18 protein-coding genes and 1 tRNA gene are annotated in these 16,380 nt (G+C 71.8%); 13 read left to right on the top strand and 6 right to left on the bottom strand.

Going from position 1 to position 16,380, the window contains the following annotated elements; translation table 11 throughout:
- Window positions 1–3: 3 nt before the first annotated feature.
- Window positions 4–639, bottom strand: a complete 636-nt coding sequence (upp, locus tag IF28_RS0107410; protein WP_030215718.1) for a uracil phosphoribosyltransferase — start codon at window positions 637–639, stop codon at window positions 4–6.
- A gap of 137 nt (window positions 640–776) precedes the next feature.
- Between upp and IF28_RS36210 the strand changes: the two genes are divergently transcribed.
- From IF28_RS36210 to IF28_RS0107370, 8 genes are all read left to right on the top strand, one after another.
- Window positions 777–1,043: a hypothetical protein gene (locus tag IF28_RS36210; RefSeq protein ID WP_037892736.1), complete on the top strand. Its 267-nt coding sequence runs from the start codon at window positions 777–779 to the stop codon at window positions 1,041–1,043.
- A gap of 463 nt (window positions 1,044–1,506) precedes the next feature.
- Window positions 1,507–2,046, top strand: a complete 540-nt coding sequence (locus tag IF28_RS0107400; RefSeq protein ID WP_030215715.1) for a hypothetical protein — start codon at window positions 1,507–1,509, stop codon at window positions 2,044–2,046.
- A 38-nt stretch (window positions 2,047–2,084) separates the two neighbouring features.
- Entirely contained in the window at window positions 2,085–2,516 is a 432-nt protein-coding gene (gene tadA, locus IF28_RS0107395; protein WP_030215712.1) for a tRNA adenosine(34) deaminase TadA, read from the top strand.
- Window positions 2,517–2,561: 45 nt separating this feature from the next.
- Window positions 2,562–2,646 (top strand) — tRNA-Ser (locus tag IF28_RS0107390).
- 102 nt (window positions 2,647–2,748) lie between these two features.
- Window positions 2,749–2,925 (top strand): hypothetical protein, encoded by a 177-nt coding sequence (locus tag IF28_RS38525; RefSeq protein ID WP_030215709.1) that lies wholly within the window; start codon window positions 2,749–2,751, stop codon window positions 2,923–2,925.
- Window positions 2,925–3,218 (top strand): Dabb family protein, encoded by a 294-nt coding sequence (locus IF28_RS0107380; protein ID WP_030215706.1) that lies wholly within the window; start codon window positions 2,925–2,927, stop codon window positions 3,216–3,218. The genes IF28_RS38525 and IF28_RS0107380 overlap by 1 nt, the downstream gene beginning before the upstream one ends.
- A 325-nt stretch (window positions 3,219–3,543) precedes the next feature.
- The gene (locus IF28_RS0107375) at window positions 3,544–4,323 is read left to right on the top strand and encodes an RNA polymerase sigma factor SigF (protein ID WP_406710466.1); all 780 of its coding nucleotides are present in this window, start codon (window positions 3,544–3,546) and stop codon (window positions 4,321–4,323) included.
- 247 nt (window positions 4,324–4,570) lie between these two features.
- Complete coding sequence (locus IF28_RS0107370; protein WP_030215697.1) at window positions 4,571–5,464, top strand: RNA polymerase sigma factor SigF; 894 nt, start codon at window positions 4,571–4,573, stop codon at window positions 5,462–5,464.
- 204 nt (window positions 5,465–5,668) lie between these two features.
- Here the strand turns inward: IF28_RS0107370 and IF28_RS0107365 are convergent, their stop codons facing one another.
- Entirely contained in the window at window positions 5,669–5,866 is a 198-nt protein-coding gene (locus IF28_RS0107365; RefSeq protein ID WP_030215696.1) for a hypothetical protein, read from the bottom strand.
- Between the two features lie 336 nt (window positions 5,867–6,202).
- On the opposite strand from IF28_RS0107365, the gene IF28_RS0107360 reads away from it, so the two are divergent.
- From IF28_RS0107360 to IF28_RS0107350, 3 genes are all read left to right on the top strand, one after another.
- Entirely contained in the window at window positions 6,203–6,694 is a 492-nt protein-coding gene (locus tag IF28_RS0107360; RefSeq protein WP_030215695.1) for a MarR family winged helix-turn-helix transcriptional regulator, read from the top strand.
- A 13-nt stretch (window positions 6,695–6,707) separates the two neighbouring features.
- Window positions 6,708–9,263 carry an MFS transporter gene (locus tag IF28_RS0107355; protein ID WP_078620922.1) on the top strand — a complete coding sequence of 852 codons (2,556 nt, stop codon included), beginning with the start codon at window positions 6,708–6,710 and terminating at the stop codon, window positions 9,261–9,263.
- A 109-nt stretch (window positions 9,264–9,372) separates the two neighbouring features.
- Complete coding sequence (locus IF28_RS0107350) at window positions 9,373–10,194, top strand: YceI family protein (protein ID WP_030215690.1); 822 nt, start codon at window positions 9,373–9,375, stop codon at window positions 10,192–10,194.
- 7 nt (window positions 10,195–10,201) lie between these two features.
- On the opposite strand, the gene IF28_RS0107345 is transcribed toward IF28_RS0107350, so the two are convergent.
- The gene (locus tag IF28_RS0107345) at window positions 10,202–10,927 is read right to left on the bottom strand and encodes an ANTAR domain-containing protein (RefSeq protein ID WP_051713667.1); all 726 of its coding nucleotides are present in this window, start codon (window positions 10,925–10,927) and stop codon (window positions 10,202–10,204) included.
- 231 nt (window positions 10,928–11,158) lie between these two features.
- On the opposite strand from IF28_RS0107345, the gene IF28_RS0107340 reads away from it, so the two are divergent.
- Both IF28_RS0107340 and IF28_RS0107335 read left to right on the top strand, forming a co-directional pair.
- Window positions 11,159–11,518 (top strand): STAS domain-containing protein, encoded by a 360-nt coding sequence (locus IF28_RS0107340; protein WP_106982003.1) that lies wholly within the window; start codon window positions 11,159–11,161, stop codon window positions 11,516–11,518.
- A gap of 9 nt (window positions 11,519–11,527) precedes the next feature.
- Window positions 11,528–11,998 carry a PPOX class F420-dependent oxidoreductase gene (locus tag IF28_RS0107335; RefSeq protein WP_030215680.1) on the top strand — a complete coding sequence of 157 codons (471 nt, stop codon included), beginning with the start codon at window positions 11,528–11,530 and terminating at the stop codon, window positions 11,996–11,998.
- 3 nt (window positions 11,999–12,001) lie between these two features.
- On the opposite strand, the gene IF28_RS0107330 is transcribed toward IF28_RS0107335, so the two are convergent.
- From IF28_RS0107330 to IF28_RS0107320, 3 genes are all read right to left on the bottom strand, one after another.
- Window positions 12,002–12,769 (bottom strand): TetR/AcrR family transcriptional regulator, encoded by a 768-nt coding sequence (locus IF28_RS0107330; protein ID WP_030215678.1) that lies wholly within the window; start codon window positions 12,767–12,769, stop codon window positions 12,002–12,004.
- 104 nt (window positions 12,770–12,873) lie between these two features.
- Window positions 12,874–15,021, bottom strand: a complete 2,148-nt coding sequence (locus IF28_RS0107325) for a glycosyltransferase family 39 protein (RefSeq protein WP_030215676.1) — start codon at window positions 15,019–15,021, stop codon at window positions 12,874–12,876.
- On the bottom strand, window positions 15,018–16,376 hold the full coding sequence (locus IF28_RS0107320; protein ID WP_037892732.1) for a bifunctional glycosyltransferase family 2/GtrA family protein: 1,359 nt from the start codon (window positions 16,374–16,376) through the stop codon (window positions 15,018–15,020). Before IF28_RS0107320 ends, IF28_RS0107325 begins: the two co-directional genes overlap by 4 nt.
- Window positions 16,377–16,380: the final 4 nt, after the last annotated feature.

The raw sequence follows: 16,380 nt of genomic DNA, 5'->3' as shown, positions 1-16,380 counted from the left end.
GTCCTACTCGGCCGCCCCGTACATCCGGTCGCCCGCGTCGCCGAGGCCCGGCACGATGTAGCCCTGCTCGTTGAGCCGCTCGTCGACCGACGCCGTCACGACCGTCACCGGCGTGCCGGCCAGCTCGCGCTCCATGATTTCGACGCCCTCCGGCGCGGCCAGCAGCACCACGGCGGTCACATCGTCCGCGCCGCGCTTGATCAGCTCCTGGATCGCCGCGACCAGGGTGCCGCCGGTGGCCAGCATCGGGTCCAGGACGTAGACCTGGCGCCCGGAGAGGTCCTCCGGCATCCGGGTGGCGTACGTCGAGGCCTGCAGCGTCTCCTCGTTGCGGATCATGCCGAGGAAGCCCACCTCGGCGGTCGGCAGCAGCCGGACCATGCCGTCCAGCATGCCGAGACCGGCCCGCAGGATCGGCACCACCAGCGGGCGCGGGTGGGAGAGCTTGACACCCGTGGTCCGCTCGACCGGCGTCTGGATGTCGACCTGTTCGGTGCGCACGTCGCGCGTGGCCTCGTACGCGAGCAGGGTGACCAGCTCGTCGGCGAGCCGGCGGAAGGTGGCGGAGTCGGTGCGCTGGTCGCGCAGCGTGGTGAGCTTGTGGGCGACCAAGGGGTGGTCGACGACGTGGAGACGCATGGCGTCAACAGTAACCGGGCCCGGCCGGCCCGGCGTCCCCGCACACGGCAAGCGGCCCGTGCGCCCTTCACTCGTTCACTGGCGTCAAACCGCCCGTCCGGGGGAACATGGAAGGGACGGACTGGGGTGGTGAACCAATGCCTGAGCAGGAACGGAACAACCGAGCCGATCCGTCACCGCGTGAGAAACCCGGACCGACGCCGGGACGGGCATCCGGGCCCACGGCCGGTTCGGCGTCCGGTATGACGCCCGGGGCGGAGACGGAGGCGGACCGGCGACGCCGCCGTGCCCGCTTCCTCCGTGAGCTCGCCGAGGCCCGGGAACTCCGCGACCGGGTCCAGCCCCGCCGGGCCAAGGCCGCCCGTCTGCGCCACGCCATGCGCATGCGCACATTCCGCTGGTAGGCGAACCCGCAGGGAACGGCCCCGGGAGCACCGCGGAAGACTCGCCGGCCACGCGGTGGGCGGCCCGGCCCGACCGCCCCGGAAGACACGCCGCCGCGCGGGAAGGCGATCCGGCCGCGGGGAGACCCCGCTCGCCCGGGGAAGATCCCGTCGCGCACGTGGGGGGGGGGAAGGGCGAAGTGGCCGTGCGGGGCCGGGTGGTGGGGGCCAATACGGGGTGGCGTGACCGGGGCCGCGTACGATCCGCACGTGGTGGCAGGGAGTGCGCTGGTGGGTCCTTCGTGGGCGCACTCGGTGGACTGCGATCAAAACTGCGGACACAGGGTGCCGAAGACGTCCCCCGACGGCCGGGTTTCTGCCACGATTCCGAGTGGACGGGGCCCGGAGAACCGACTCCCCGCCCGCGACACCTCCGCCGGGGGGAACCCCAACCGGCACACCTATGACCAGTGGGAGAGTCACGGTGTACTTCGCCGCACTGCTCGCGCGCACCGAAGACGGGTGGGAAGCGAGCGACACGGAGCTCGACGATGTGGAAACCCTGTCGGATCTGGCCGACCTGGCCCGGGAGTCCTCTCCCGACGAGGACACGGTGCTCGTGCTGATCGAGCAGGAGGGCGGCTGGTTCGGCGTCGTCCGCGTGGACGGGGAGGAGGATCCCCGGGTCTACGTGTCCGACGCCGCAGCCGCCGCCCGCAGCAGCTACGGCGAGATCCTGCTCACCGACGAACTGCTCGGCCGCGCACCCGGGGACGACGGCGCCGACCTGGACGCACTCGACCTCGACGGGACGGAGGACGGCGAACCGGACGACGAGGACGCCGACGACGGCGCCCCGTCAGCGGGTTCCGCCGACGCCGTACCGCACGGACCGGTCGGTGACCCGCGGATCCTGGACGATCTGGGCGTCACCGAGAAGGAACTGCGTTCGCTGACCGAGGACGCCGTCAACGAGATCGCCGACGCCCTGGGCGCCTCGGAGGTCCTGGAGACCGTCCGCTGACCGCGCCCGACCCCGTACGCGACCCGTGGCGGCCGGCGATGCGGCTCGCCCTGGAACAGGCCGAAGAGGCCGTCCGGGGCGGGGACGTACCCGTCGGCGCCGTCGTACTCGCCCCGGACGGCGGCACCGTACTGGCCACCGCCCACAACGAACGCGAGGCGGGCGGCGACCCCACCGCGCACGCGGAGGTGCTCGCCGTCCGGCGGGCCGCCGCGCGGCTCGGGGAGTGGCGGCTGGCCGGCTGCACCCTGGTGGTGACGCTGGAGCCGTGCACGATGTGCGCGGGAGCGGTGCAGCAGTCACGGGTCGACCGGGTGGTCTACGGCGCCCGGGACGAGAAGGCGGGCGCGGTCGGCTCGCAGTGGGACCTCGTCCGCGACCGGCGCCTCAACCACCGGCCGGAAGTGATCGAGGGCGTACTCGCCGAGGAGTGCGCCGGCCTGCTCACGGAGTTCTTCCGGAACCGCTGAATTCTGATTTCAAAGCACGCCCCGCCGTGCTGTAAGGTCTCCCTCGGTAGCGTGTCCGAGCGGCCGAAGGAGCTCGCCTCGAAAGCGAGTGTGGCGCAAGTCACCGAGGGTTCAAATCCCTCCGCTACCGCCGGTGAAGGGCCCCGTCGTCAGACGGGGCCCTTCGTGCGATCATGGGCCCGCTCGATGCACGTGTGACATGGGTGCACATCAGTGACTGGGGAGGGCCGCGATGGCGGTGAACGCGAAGAAGGTCGTCGTCTACGTCCTCGTGGTCTTCGCGCTGTATCTGATCATCACGGACCCCGCCAAGGCCGCCGACTACGTCCAGATAGGGTTCGAGGGCATCTCGGACGCCGCGAAGGCGGTCGGCGACTTCATGACCTGGCTGGCCAACGGAGGTAAGTGATGATCCGCCACCTGGTGCTCTTCCGGCTGAACGAGGGTGTCGGGCGCGACGACCCGAGGGTCGTGGCGGGCGAGGAGGCTTTCCGTTCGCTGGACGGGAAGATCCCGGAGATCCGCTTCTGGGAGTGCGCCTGGAACATCAGCGACCGCCCCATCGCCTACGACTTCGCCATCAACTCCGCGTTCGAGGACGCCGACGCGCTGCGCCGCTACGTGGAGCACCCGGACCACCAGGCCGGTGTCGGACTGTGGCGCGAGTTCGCCACGTGGGTGATCGCCGACTACGAGTTCTGACGTTCCGTCGCCTCCCGGGGCCCTCCGCCGTGACCGGCGGGGGGCTTTTTCGCGCCGTACGGACATGTTTGCCGCTCAACACGGAATATGCGGTGCTTGCACACAGTGAGTCAGTCTTGTGATGCTATGACCGCTTTTGACGGATGAGTTGACGGACGATGTGAGCGATGACGAGGTGGCGTTGACCGTGCCGGCCAGTACTGCGCCGCCCCAGGACGAGGTGTCCCCCGACGCGGTCCAGGCACCGGCCTCGACCCAGTCCTCCTCCGCCCAGCCCTCCCCCGACCAGCCCTCTCCCGTCCCCTCCCCGAGCGCCGACGAGCCGATGAGTCCGGCCAGGCGGCGCGGTGCCGACACCCGCGCCCTGACGCAACTGCTCTTCGGTCAGCTCAAGGAGCTGGAACCGGGCACGCCGGAGCACACCCGCGTACGCGCGGCGCTCATCGAGGCCAATCTGCCCCTGGTGCGCTACGCCGCCGCCCGCTTCCGCTCCCGCAACGAGCCGATGGAGGACGTCGTCCAGGTCGGCACCATCGGGCTGATCAACGCCATCGACCGCTTCGACCCGGACCGGGGAGTGCAGTTCCCGACGTTCGCGATGCCGACGGTGGTCGGCGAGATCAAGCGGTACTTCCGGGACAACGTCCGCACCGTCCACGTACCGCGCCGGCTGCACGAGCTGTGGGTGCAGGTCAACAGCGCGACCGAGGACCTGACGACCGCGTTCGGGCGCTCCCCGTCGACCGCCGAGATCGCCCAGCGGCTGCGCATCTCCGAGGAGGAGGTGCTGTCCTGCATCGAGGCGGGACGGTCGTACCACGCCACCTCGCTGGAGGCCGCGCAGGAGGGCGACGGGATGCCCGGACTGCTGGACCGGCTCGGCTACGAGGATCCCGCCCTGGACGGCGTGGAGCACCGCGATCTCGTACGCCATCTGCTCGTTCAGCTGCCCGAGCGGGAGCAGCGCATCCTGCTGCTGCGTTACTACAGCAATCTCACCCAGTCGCAGATCAGTGCGGAACTGGGTGTCTCGCAGATGCACGTGTCCCGGCTACTGGCGCGTAGCTTCCAGCGGCTGCGGTCCGCAAACAGGATCGACGCGTAACCGGAAAGAGCGAATCGCCCAGCGGTGTCCTTCTGTGCGTTTCTGGGCCGAAAGACTGTCAGACCCCTTGTTTCCAGGGCCGATTCGCGTCTCGCATGTCGACATGTCACTACAGCGCGTTGCCGACATGTGACATTCTGCGGGAAGCGTGTTTGCCGGAGCCTCGGCGCCGGTATTCCAGGTGATGGCTGCGTTCTCCACATGGGGAGCGCCCGCCGCGACCGTCCCGCGACCCAAAGGGGGTGGCATGTCCGCAGAACAGGGCAGCTCGAAGGTGCTCACGCTCGCGGAGAGCGAGAAAGCTCCCCATGCTCTCGACGCACTCGGCCCCATCGACGAAGGCCCGGCCACACCGGCTCCGGAAGTCCCGGACACGGCGGCCCTCGACACCCGCACCCTGTCCCGTTCCCTGTTCCTGCGGCTCGCCGCGCTCGACGAGGACAGCCCGGAGCGTGGCTACGTCCGGGACACCCTGATCGAGCTCAATCTGCCGCTGGTGCGGTACGCGGCGGCGCGGTTCCGCTCGCGCAACGAGCCGATGGAGGACATCGTCCAGGTCGGCACGATCGGGCTGATCAAGGCGATCGACCGCTTCGACTGCGAACGGGGCGTGGAGTTCCCGACGTTCGCGATGCCGACGGTGGTCGGCGAGATCAAGCGGTTCTTCCGTGACACGTCGTGGTCGGTGCGGGTGCCGCGCCGGCTGCAGGAGCTGCGCCTGGCGCTGACGAAGGCCAGCGACGAGCTCTCCCAGAAGCTGGACCGTTCGCCCACGGTCACCGAACTCGCCGTCGTGCTGGGCGTGTCCGAGGAGGACGTCGTCGACGGCCTCGCGGTGGGCAACGCGTACACGGCGTCCTCGCTGGACTCCCCCGCGCCCGAGGACGACGGGGGTGAGGGCTCGCTGGCGGACCGCCTCGGCTACGAGGACACGGCGCTGGAGGGCGTGGAGTACCGGGAGTCGCTGAAGCCGCTGCTGGCGAAGCTGCCGCCGCGGGAGCGGCGGATCATCATGCTGCGGTTCTTCGCGAACATGACGCAGTCGCAGATCGGCGAGGAGGTCGGCATCTCGCAGATGCATGTGTCCCGGCTGTTGACGAGGACGCTGGCGCAGCTGCGGGAAGGGCTGATCTCGGACTGACGGTTCCCCCTGCGGGTGCGTGGGGGTTGGCCGCGGATCCCTGCGGGTGCGTGAGGGTGGGTCCGGGCCGGCGTGCGTGCCTGCGGGCGCGTGGAGGCTGGCCGCGCAGTCCCCCGCGCCCCTTAGGGGGTGGGACTGGGCCGACGTGTGTCTGCGGGCCTGACCCGCGCCCCTGAGGGGCGCGGGTCGCCGTGTTGTTCGTCGTTACTTCAGGGCGAGCCAGGCCACCGCCGCGACGATCGCCACCGCTGCGACGATGCCGATGATCAGGCCGATGCGGGGGCCGCCGCCGCTCGTGGTGGCGGGCTGACGGGCCTGGGGTTCCTCGTCGACGAAGGCGCGGAACATCTGGGTGCTGCCGGCGGGGTCGTGGTTGCCCTGCGGGCCCGGGGTGTTAGCCATGCCCCGAGACCCTAGCGAATGCCCGGTGAGGCGCCCAAGTGGGGGCGCCCGTCAGGGGAATCGTCCCGTTCGGCGACCACCGCAGGCGGCGCCCGGCAAGGGAAGGATCCCGGTCGGGGGACCGTCGCAGGCGGCGCCCGGCAGGGGAACGGCCCCGACAGGGGGAACGGTCCCGACAGGGGCCGCCGACGGCGGCGGATGCGCCCTGGCCTGCGTATTTACTTTCGCGATTACTTGCCTTTGCCAAGTTTTTGAGCCGGAACGCCCGTTTTTGTTTGCCTGTGGCAACCATCCATTTCTATCGTTGCCCTAAGCAATCAACAGGGATGGGGTGTCATGGCCGAGCGGGCGCGGTACGAGGAGCTGGTGCGACAGTTCAGCGCGTTCGGCGCCGTCAAGCGGGAGATGAACCGGATCATGCCGGCCGACTGCCACAGCGGCTCCGCCGCCGTGCTGACACTGCTCGGCCGCCACGGCGACATGCGCATGAGCAGGCTCGCCGAGCTGCTGTCCGTGGACATCTCGGTCACCAGCCGCCACGTCGCGTATCTCGCCGAGCGCGGCTGGATCGAGCGCTTCCCGGACCCCGCCGACAAACGGTCCCGCATCCTGCACCTCACCCCCGCCGGCCGGACCCAGCTCGACGAGCTGTTCCGGCGGACCACCCAGCTCCTCGCGGAGCGCCTGGACGACTGGACCGACGACGAGGTCGGCCGGCTCACCCAGCTGATGACCCGGCTCAGGGACAGCTTCGGTGACTGCCGCGCGGGCCCCCGCCCGGCGTCCCCCGCTCTCGAACAGACCACCCGTACACCCGCAAGCACGTAAGAGAAGGAAGTCCATGGCAACGACCACACCAGCCGGTGTGCGGGCTCATGCCAAGCACGGGGGAGGCTCCTCCACAGACGCTCCGATGACGCATCGGCAGATCATGGAGGCACTGTCCGGGCTGCTGCTCGGCATGTTCGCCGCCATCCTGTCGTCGACCATCGTCACCAACGCGCTGCCCGAGATCGTGGGCGACCTCGGCGGCGGCCAGAGCGCCTACACCTGGGTCGTCACCGCCTCGCTGCTGACGATGACCGCCTCCACCCCCCTGTGGGGCAAGCTCGCCGACCTGTTCAGCAAGAAGGTCCTGGTCCAGATAGGCCTGGTCGTCTTCGTCCTCGGCTCCGTCGTGGCCGGTATGGCGCAGAACCCGGCGATGCTGATCAGCGCGCGTGCCATCCAGGGTCTGGGCGCCGGCGGTCTGTCCGCCCTGGCGCAGATCATCATGGCCGCGATGATCTCCCCGCGTGAGCGCGGGCGCTACTCCGGCTACCTGGGCGCGACCTTCGCCGTCGCGACCGTCGGCGGCCCGCTGCTCGGCGGCGTGATCACCGACACCAGCTGGCTCGGCTGGCGCTGGTGCCTCTACGTCGGCGTGCCCTTCGCGCTCATCGCGCTCATCGTGCTGCAGAAGACGCTGCACCTGCCGGTGACCCGGCGCAAGGTCAAGGTCGACTGGGCCGGCGCCTTCTTCGTCACCGCTGCCGTCTGCCTGCTGCTCGTCTGGGTCACCTTCGCCGACGACAAGTACTCCTGGCTGTCCTGGCAGACCGCCGCCATGGTCGGCGGCGCGATCGCCCTGACGCTGGTCTTCCTCTTCGTCGAGACGAAGGCCGCCGAGCCGATCATCCCGCTGCGGCTGTTCCGCAACCGCACCATCACGCTGGCCTCGCTGGCCTCGCTGTTCGTCGGTATCGCGATGTTCGCGGGCACCGTCTACTTCAGCCAGTACTTCCAGCTGGCCCGGGACAAGTCCCCGACGATGTCGGGCGTCATGACCATCCCGATGATCGGCGGCCTGTTCGTGTCGTCCACGGTCTCCGGAATGGTCATCACCAAGACCGGCAAGTGGAAGAACTGGCTGCTGGCCGGCGGTGTGCTGCTGACGGCGGGTCTGGGCCTGCTGAGCACCATGCGCTACGACACCCCGTACTGGCACATCGCGATCTTCATGGCGCTGCTGGGTCTCGGCGTCGGCATGATGATGCAGAACCTCGTGCTCTGCACGCAGAACCAGGTGGCCCCGGGCGACCTGGGTGCCGCGTCCTCCGTGGTCACGTTCTTCCGGTCGCTCGGCGGCGCGGTGGGCGTCTCAGTGCTCGGCTCGGTCATGTCGTCCCGGATCAGCGGGTACGCCGCCGACACCATCGGCACGCTCAGCCCGCAGGAGCAGGCGGCGGCCGCCAAGGCCTCCGGCAGCGGCACCATCCCCGACATGGACCTGCTGCCCGAGCACATCCGCACCTGGCTGGAGAGCGCCTACGGGCACGGCATCGCCGACATCTTCCTGTACGTCACACCGGTCGCCCTGCTCGCCTTCCTGGTGACCCTGTTCATCAAGGAGGTCCCGCTGCGGACCTCGGGCGCGCTGGCCCAGGCGGCGGAGGCCACGGCCGAGGCCGCCCCGCCGGTGGCCCCGGCCCCCGCCGAGGCCACCCGTGTCGCCGGCGAGCCGGTTCCGGCCGTCGCGCCGGCGGCCGTGAAGGCCCCGGCGGCCGGCACGGACACCGCGCCCGCGGCCACCCAGCGGCTCTCCGCCGTCGCCACGGCGGCCGCCGCCCCCGGTGAGCCGGAGACGCCGGCGTCCCCCTGCGTCCCGGTGCGCGGTTTCGTACGCGGCGCCGACGGGGCACCCGTGCCGCAGGCCGCCGTCACGCTGATCTCGCTGGGCGGGCGTCAGCTGGGCCGGTCCGTGGCGCAGGCCGACGGCGCCTACGCCGTGGACGCGCCCGGGGCCGGGTCGTACGTCCTGATCGCCGCCGCCGACGGCCACCAGCCGCAGGCGTCCACCGTCGTGGTGAACGGCGAACCGGTCGCCTACGACATCCTGCTCAGCGGCACCAGCGGACTCACCGGACTGGTCCGCACCGCCGACGGCGGACAGCCGGTGCGGGACGCCATGGTGATCGTCACCGATGTGCGCGGCGATCTGCTGGCCACCGGGAACACCGGTGAGCAGGGCGAGTTCTCCTTCACCGAGCTGGTGCCGGGCACGGTGACCGTGGCGGTGAACGCCGCCGGGTACCGGCCGCGCGCCCTGCCCGTCGAGGTGGGCGGCACCGGAGTCACCCGGGTCGAGGTCGACCTGGAGACCGGCGCCCGGGTACGGGGCGTGGTCCGTGCCCCGCACGGGCCGCTGGCCGACGCCCGGGTCACCCTGGTCGACGCCGCCGGCAACGTGGTCGCCACCGCGACGACCGGTGCGGACGGCGCGTACGCCTTCGCCGACCTGGACGGCGGCGAGTACACCGTCATCGCCACGGGCTACCCCCCGGTGGCCGGCGCGCTGACGGTCACCGGCCCCGGCACCGACGACCACGACATCGAACTCGCCCACCCCGGCGAGTAGCGAGACCCCGGCCCGTGGCGGGCGGCGCGTTCTGTAGCGGAGTCGCGCCCCCTGCCACGGGCCGGTCTGTTCACGGCCATTTTGTACGCATGTGCAGGGAGAAAACGGGATGCCACTGACCGCGAGGATCCGTACCCGGGACGGATGGGCCGTGTCGCACGCGGTCGTCACCCTGGCCGACGGGACCGGTACGCAGGTGCTGCGCGCCGGGGCGGACGCCGAGGGAGCGGTACGGGACGCCACCGAGCTGGCGCCGGGGGCGTACACCGTGATCGTCACCGCGGTCGGGTACGCGCCCGCCGCCGCCAGCGCGATCGTCACGGCGAGCGGGCGGGCCGAGGTGGGGACGGTGACGCTGGCCCGGCAGGGCGGCACCGAGCTGCCGCCGCCGGGGCCCTGGACCGTGGACCCGGCACATTCGAGCGTGGCGGCCGTCGCCCAGCACCTGGGCATCTCCAGCGTGCGGGGCAGGTTCACCGAGTTCGCCGCCACGGTGGAGATCGCGCCGGACGACATCGCCAAGTCCCGGGTCGAGGCGGTGATCCGGGCGGCGTCCATCGACACCGGCAACGGAACGCGCGACACCCATCTGCGGTCCGCGGACTTCCTGGACGTCGAGCGGCACCCCGAGATCACCTACCGGTCCACCCGTCTGGCGGAGGCGGGCCCGGACCGCTGGACGGTCCACGGCGAGCTGGCCATGCGCGGTGTCGTCCGCCCCGTCGACCTGGACCTGGCGTACCTCGGCACCGGGGCCGATCCGTGGGGCGGCACCCGGGCGGCCTTCCGCGCCACCACCGAACTGCGGCGCGAGGACTTCGCGATGAACTACAACCAGGTCGTCCAGGCCGGCATCGCGGCCATCGGCGCGACCCTCCGGGTGGAGCTGGACGTCCAGGCCGTACAGGGGGAGTCGCTGCCCGCCTCGTGAGGGCCCGTCAGGGGGTGTTGTGCGGGTCGACGATACGGCGGGCGAGGTCACGCAGTTTGACGTTCTCCCGCTGCGAGGCCCGCACCAGGCTGTCGAAGGCACCGGCCGCGTCGATGTCCAGGCGCTCCATCAGGATGCCGGTGGCCTGGCCGATCAGGTCCCGGGTGCGCATCGCCTCGGTGAGCTGCTCGCGCACGGTGGCGGAGTCGAGGGCGATCCCGACGTGCGCGGTGAACAGCCGGCCCACCCGCAGCGCGGCCTCGTCGAAGGCGCGTGGCTTGCGGGCGTAGGCGGTGAGCACGGTCAGCCGGCGGCGGTCGGCCCGCAGCCGCAGCGACAGCACGGACCGCAGGCCCAGCACGGACAGCGCGGTGTCGCCGTCACCGTTCTCGCTGTCCTCGACCTCGGCGACGGGGGCGGTCCACAGACGGTGCCAGTACGGCTGCTGTCCGGTCCCGGGGCCGTCGTCCGACTCCGCGGTACGTACGACGTCGTCGGTCCAGGCCAGGGCGGAGCGCCGGTTGCCGCGCTCGATGTCGGAGATTCCGGCGTGGTCGGCGCCGGGTATGAGATCCACGGCGAGACGGACCGCCGTGTCCAGGGTGCTGTCGGGGGTGGAGGTCTCGTGCAGACTCTGCGCCGCCGACGTGAGCGCCTCGGCCAGGTCCAACCCGACCGGAAAACGGGGCAAATCAGAAAACCGGGACGCAGCCACCACGAACCTCTTCGGCATGCACGGCACCACGGCCGTGCGCAGGAGAGCTCCGCAGCACATTCCCGACTGCGAGCACAGGACGCACAGAACTCTAGCCGTTCGACCGCGGTGAGGTGACGCCCGACCTGCGGTGTCGGGACCCGGACCGGTCACCTCCCCGGTCCGCTTCCGCCGGTGCCCTCCCGCGTGGTGCAATGGGCGGACGGGTCAGGAAGTGGCCTCCCGGAACACCGGACGAACGTCTGCCAGGTGAGCACCGTGACCTTCCTGCCGCACCCCTCCGACCCCGCTCATCCGCCCGGACACGCGCTGCTCCGGTTCCCGTCGGAGATCGACTTCTCCAACGCCCGGGACCTGCTCGGCGTCATCCTGGCCTCAGTCCGTACGGCCGCCCGTCCCCGCGTCCTGGTCCTCGACCTCTCCGCGACTCTGTTCATGGACTCCCAGGGCGTCCGTCTGATCAACGACGTACGCCGTCTGCTGCGCCCCGGGACGCGTGTGTACGTGGTGGCCCGCCCGGACAGCGCGGCCGGCCGCGTACTCGAACTGACGGGCCTGCGCCGCGACGTGCCCGTGTACGACAACCTCCCGGAGGCCATGGCCGCCTAGGCTGCCCGCATGGCACCCAACATCGCGACGAACACCCGTGTCTCCCTCGACGGGCTGCTGGACTTCGTACGGCCCCGGCACCGGGCGATCCTGCTGACCCGGCGGGGCGACGGCGGGCCCCAGGGGTCGCCGCTGACCTGCGGGGTCGACGACTCGGGGCGGATCGTGGTCTCCACGTACCCCGAGCGCGCCAAGACCCGTAATGCCAAGAGGGACGACCGGGTGAGCCTGATCGTCCTCAGCGACGAGTGGAACGGGCCGTGGGTCCAGATCGACGGCACCGCCGAGGTCCTGGACGCGCCCGCGTCCGTGGAGCCGCTGGTGGAGTACTACCGGAACATCGCCGGTGAGCACCCGGACTGGGACGAGTACCGCGCCGCCATGGTCAAGCAGGGCAAGTCGATCATCCGGATCACTCCGGAGCGCTGGGGTCCGGTGGCGACCGGCGGGTTCCCCGCCCGGCTGACCGAAGGGGACTGAGCCTCAGGCGCGGTCGCGGGCCGCCATCGTCTCGATGCCGGCCACCAGCAGGTCCAGGGCGAAGGCGAAGTCCCGTTCCCGCATCTCCTCGACCGTGCCGCCGCCCCGGGCCCGAAGGATTCCGGCCGACTCCTCGACGACCCCGGCGGCGTCCGGCACCCGGGTCACCACGCTCACCGCCTGCCGGTAGTACTCGTCCGGCGTCAGACCGGCCCCGGCGACCCGGGCGAGGAAGTGGCCCTCGTAGGTGCCGCAGCCGTACACGAACTGGAGGACGGCCAGGAGGGCGCCGGCCATCCTGTGCTCCGGCAGGCCGGTGCCGCGGATGATCTGCTGGACCACCCGGGAGAACGCCAGCGCGCCGGGCCCGATGTTGAGGAAGCTCCCGGCCAGCGGCGACAGCCAGGGGTGGCGGACCAGCAGGGCGCGGTACTCGCGGGCCAGTGTGCGCAGTCGGTCGCGCCAGTCCTCGCCGGCGGCCGGGCCGGGCAGGCGCAGTTCGCCGAAGGCGTGGTCCAGGGCGAGTTCGAGGAGGTCGTCCTTGGTGTCGACGTACCAGTAGACGGACATCGCGGTGACGTTCAGTTCGGCGGCGAGCCGGCGCATGGAGAACGCGGCCAGGCCCTCGGCGTCCAGCAGCCGCACGGTGGCCTCGGTGATCCGGTCCCGGTCGAGGCCCGAGGGCTGCCCGCGCCTGCCGCGGCGGGCCCCGTCCTTCAGCCAGACGCTGGACCGCGGCGCACTCCCGGACCGCCGGCCCGATCTCACCATGGCGCACCTTCCTCGACGTGCCGACGCGTCATCATGCCAGCCGGGCGCACGGACGAGGGCGGTGGCCCGGTCCGCCACCGCCCTCCGCTCCCGTGCGGGGACCGTCAGCCTCCGGTCGTCCGCCGTGTCAGGTCGTAGAAGGTGGCCGAGCCCGCCGTCACCTCCTTGAAGTTCTCCTGCACCCAGGCCGAGATCTGCCCGGAACTGCCGGAGTCACCACCCATGCCGCCGCCCATGCCGCCGCCGGCGACGAAGTAGTGGATCTTCCCGTCCGCCACGTACTGCTTGAACTCGGCGAGCGTCGGGGAGGGGTCGGTGCCGTTGAAGCCGCCGACGGCCATCACGGGCTCACCGGTGGAGAGCTGGTAACTCGCGGCGTTCTGGGCGCCGATGGCCGCCGCGGCCCAGGTGTAGTCGTCGGCGCCGGTCTCCAGCAGCTCCTTCGCCTCCGCATCGACGTCCGCGCCGCCGAGCAGGCCGCCCATCCCGCCGCCACCGCCCATCCGGCCCTCGGCGCTGGTGCCCCCGGTGCCGTTCCGCGGGCCCGCGCCCTGGCCGTTCTGGCCCATCGGACCGCCGCCGGGGAAGCCGCCGGTGCCATTGCCGTTGCCGGTGCCGCCGGGCGGGGTCTGCCCCTGACCGCCCTGCTGCCCCTGGCCGCCCGGCCGTCCCCCGCCGGGGAAGCCGCCACCGCCCCCGCCGGGCCCTCCGCCCATGCTCGCCCCGGCCGGTCCGGCCGTGACGATCGAACCGGTGTGGCCCTCCTGCACGGTGCTCAGCGTGTACGCCGTCGGCCCGGCCAGCGCGGCCGCCAGGCCCAGCCCAGCCGCCGCAAGGGCCGGCCCCCGCCCCACCCTGCCCGCGAAGACCAGCCCGAGGGCGGCCACCAGCCCGCCGGCCAGGACCAGCCACTTCAGCCACGGCAGATGGTCGGGCGTGCGGTTGAGCAGCACATACCCCCAGGCGGCCGAGGCGGTCGCGGCCGCCGCGAGGGCGAGCGACGCCCACAGCCCGCGCCGCTTCTCCCAGAGGGCCGCCGCGCCCATGCCGGTCACGGCCGCGAGGTAGGGGGCGAGGGCCACCGTGTAGTACTGGTGGAAGATGCCGGCCATATAGCTGAAGACGGCCGTGGTCATCAGCAGCGAGCCGCCCCACACCAGGAACGAGCCGCGGGCGAGGTCGGTCCGTGCGGCCTTGCGGGTGAGGACCAGGCCCGCGACGAGCAGGATCAGCGCGGCGGGCAGCAGCCAGGAGATCTGGCCGCCGATCTCGGAGTTGAACATCCGGTCCCAGCCGGTCTCACCCCACTGACCACCGCCGCCGCCCATGCCCCCGCCACCGCCGCCGACGCTGCCGGTCTCCTCGCCGTTCAGCCGGCCGAGCCCGTTGTAGCCGAAGGTCAGCTCCAGGAAGCTGTTGTTCTGCGACCCGCCGACATACGGCCGCGACGACGCCGGCCACAGTTCGACGACCGCCACCCACCAGCCGCCGGAGACGACCAGCGCGACGGTGGCGAGGGCGAGTTGGGTCAGCCGCTTCTTCAGGCGCACGGGGGCGCAGACGCCGTATACCAGAGCGAGGGGCGGGAGGATCAGGAAGGCCTGGAGGGTCTTGGCGAGGAACGCGAAACCGATCGCGGCCCCGGCCCACACCAGCCATGTCGTACGGCCGTCCTCCAGGGCGCGGACGACGAGGTAGCAGGCGACGGACATCAGCAGCGCCAGCATCGCGTCCGGGTTGTTGAACCGGAACATCAGCGCCGCGACCGGGGTGAGCGCGAGGACCGCGCCCGCGATCAGACCGGCCGCCGGGCTGAAGCGGCGGCGGACGGCCGCGTAGACGACGGCGACCGTGCCGACGCCCATCAGCACCTCGGGCACCAGGATCGCCCAGGAGTTCAGGCCGAAGATCCGCACCGACAGCTCCATCGGCCACAGGGAGGCCGGGGGCTTGTCCACGGTGATCGCGTTCGCCGCGTCGAGCGAACCGAAGAAGAACGCCTTCCAGGATTCGCTGCCCGCCTGGACGGCCGCCGAGTAGAAGGAGTTGGCGTAGCCGGAGGAGCTCAGGTCGCAGAGGTAGAGCACGCCGGTGGCCAGCAGCAGGGCGAGGAAGGCGGGGCGCGCCCAGCGGGGGTCCTCGGGCCGGCCGCGCCACGCTCTGCGGGCGAGCGGGGCGCGAGCGGCGTGCCGGGCCGGGGCCGGGGGTTCCCAGGTGGCGGGATCCGCCGTCCGGTCGTACTGCGTGGTCATCGGAGGTCCCTCGGGTCGGAGTCGGAAGGGCGGGACGGACGGGTGGGCAGTGGTGAACGGACCGGCCGGAGCGGCAGGGTCGCGTCCTGCCGGGCGACGGCCGGCTCGGGAGACCGGGCGCGGTCCGGGAACACCCACGCGCGGAAGAGCAGGAACCGCAGGACGGTCGCCGCGAGGTTGGCCGCGACGAGGACCGCCAGTTCGGTGGAGTGGGCGGGTTCGTCGGCGGCGGCGTTGAGGGCGACGAGGGAGCCGCTGGTCAGGGCGAGGCCGATGCCGAAGACGACCAGCCCCTGCGCCTGATGCCGTACGGCGCCGCCGCGCCCCCGCACCCCGAAGGTGAGCCGCCGGTTGGCGGCGGTGTTGGCGACCGCGGAGACGAGGAGGGCCAGCCCGTTGGCGGTCTGGGAGCCGGTGAAGGTGCGGAAGCCGCTGTAGAGCAGCAGGTAGAAGAGGGTGGACAGGACACCGACGGCGCAGAAGCCGACCAGTTGGCGGGCCAGGCCCTGCGGGACGTCCTCGAGGGTGCGGTCGCGCGGGTCGTCGCCGAAGGGGCGGGCGAGCCGGTCCAGCGGGAGCGAGCCGGTGGCCAGCGCCCTGCCGACCCGCCAGACGCCCTTGAGGTCGTCGGTCGCCGTCTTCACGATGTGCACGGTGGAGTCGGGGTCGTCGACCCAGTCGACCGGCACCTCGTGGATGCGCAGCCCGGCACGCTCGGAGAGGACCAGCAGTTCGGTGTCGAAGAACCAGCCGCTGTCCTCCACCAGCGGCAGCAGTACCCGGGCGACGTCACGGCGGATCGCCTTGAAGCCGCACTGCGCGTCGGAGAACCGGGCCTGCAGCGAGCCCCGCAGGATCAGGTTGTACGACCGGCTGATGAACTCCCGCTTGGCGCCCCGCACCACGCGGGAGCTGCGGCTCAGCCGGGAGCCGATGGCGAGGTCGGAATGGCCGGAGATCAGCGGGGCGACCAGCGGCAGCAGTGCGTTGAGGTCGGTGGACAGGTCCACGTCCATGTAGGCGAGGACGGGGGCGTCCGAGGCGAACCAGACGGTGCGCAGCGCCCGGCCGCGGCCCTTCTGCTCCAGCCGCACGGACCGCACCTCGGGGAAGCGTTCCGCCAGCCGGCCGGCCACGTACGGGGTGCCGTCCGTGGAGGCGTTGTCGGCGATCGTGATGCGGAAGGCGTAGGGGAAGGTGCGGGTCAGGTGCTCGCGCAGTCTGCGGACGCACGGCCCCAGGTCCTTCTCCTCGTTGTAGACGGGGATCACTACGTCCAGGACCGGCGTACCGGCTCCGGCGGCCGGGAGGTGCTCCCGCGCCGGCAGGGTGCCGGGAGAGGAATCGGTTCGCATGGAA

Source organism: Streptomyces sp. NRRL WC-3626, from assembly GCF_000718785.1.
In the GTDB taxonomy this organism is placed as follows: Bacteria; Actinomycetota; Actinomycetes; order Streptomycetales; family Streptomycetaceae; genus Streptomyces; species Streptomyces edwardsiae.
This window is presented reverse-complemented; position numbering and strand designations above follow the sequence as displayed.

What these genes read in the sequence shown, in the direction of transcription:
- IF28_RS38525 (WP_030215709.1), top strand. Translation starts at nt 2,749, where the DNA reads ATGGCGGTGAACGCGAAGAAGGTCGTCGTCTACGTCCTCGTGGTCTTC.
- IF28_RS0107325 (WP_030215676.1), bottom strand. Translation starts at nt 15,021, where the DNA reads ATGACCACGCAGTACGACCGGACGGCGGATCCCGCCACCTGGGAACCC.
- IF28_RS0107345 (WP_051713667.1), bottom strand. Translation starts at nt 10,927, where the DNA reads ATGCCGAAGAGGTTCGTGGTGGCTGCGTCCCGGTTTTCTGATTTGCCC.
- IF28_RS0107350 (WP_030215690.1), top strand. Translation starts at nt 9,373, where the DNA reads ATGCCACTGACCGCGAGGATCCGTACCCGGGACGGATGGGCCGTGTCG.
- IF28_RS0107320 (WP_037892732.1), bottom strand. Translation starts at nt 16,376, where the DNA reads ATGCGAACCGATTCCTCTCCCGGCACCCTGCCGGCGCGGGAGCACCTC.
- tadA (WP_030215712.1), top strand. Translation starts at nt 2,085, where the DNA reads ATGCGGCTCGCCCTGGAACAGGCCGAAGAGGCCGTCCGGGGCGGGGAC.
- IF28_RS0107375 (WP_406710466.1), top strand. Translation starts at nt 3,544, where the DNA reads ATGAGTCCGGCCAGGCGGCGCGGTGCCGACACCCGCGCCCTGACGCAA.
- IF28_RS0107355 (WP_078620922.1), top strand. Translation starts at nt 6,708, where the DNA reads ATGGCAACGACCACACCAGCCGGTGTGCGGGCTCATGCCAAGCACGGG.
- IF28_RS0107360 (WP_030215695.1), top strand. Translation starts at nt 6,203, where the DNA reads ATGGCCGAGCGGGCGCGGTACGAGGAGCTGGTGCGACAGTTCAGCGCG.
- IF28_RS0107380 (WP_030215706.1), top strand. Translation starts at nt 2,925, where the DNA reads ATGATCCGCCACCTGGTGCTCTTCCGGCTGAACGAGGGTGTCGGGCGC.
- upp (WP_030215718.1), bottom strand. Translation starts at nt 639, where the DNA reads ATGCGTCTCCACGTCGTCGACCACCCCTTGGTCGCCCACAAGCTCACC.
- IF28_RS0107365 (WP_030215696.1), bottom strand. Translation starts at nt 5,866, where the DNA reads ATGGCTAACACCCCGGGCCCGCAGGGCAACCACGACCCCGCCGGCAGC.
- IF28_RS0107370 (WP_030215697.1), top strand. Translation starts at nt 4,571, where the DNA reads ATGTCCGCAGAACAGGGCAGCTCGAAGGTGCTCACGCTCGCGGAGAGC.
- IF28_RS0107335 (WP_030215680.1), top strand. Translation starts at nt 11,528, where the DNA reads ATGGCACCCAACATCGCGACGAACACCCGTGTCTCCCTCGACGGGCTG.
- IF28_RS36210 (WP_037892736.1), top strand. Translation starts at nt 777, where the DNA reads ATGCCTGAGCAGGAACGGAACAACCGAGCCGATCCGTCACCGCGTGAG.
- IF28_RS0107330 (WP_030215678.1), bottom strand. Translation starts at nt 12,769, where the DNA reads ATGGTGAGATCGGGCCGGCGGTCCGGGAGTGCGCCGCGGTCCAGCGTC.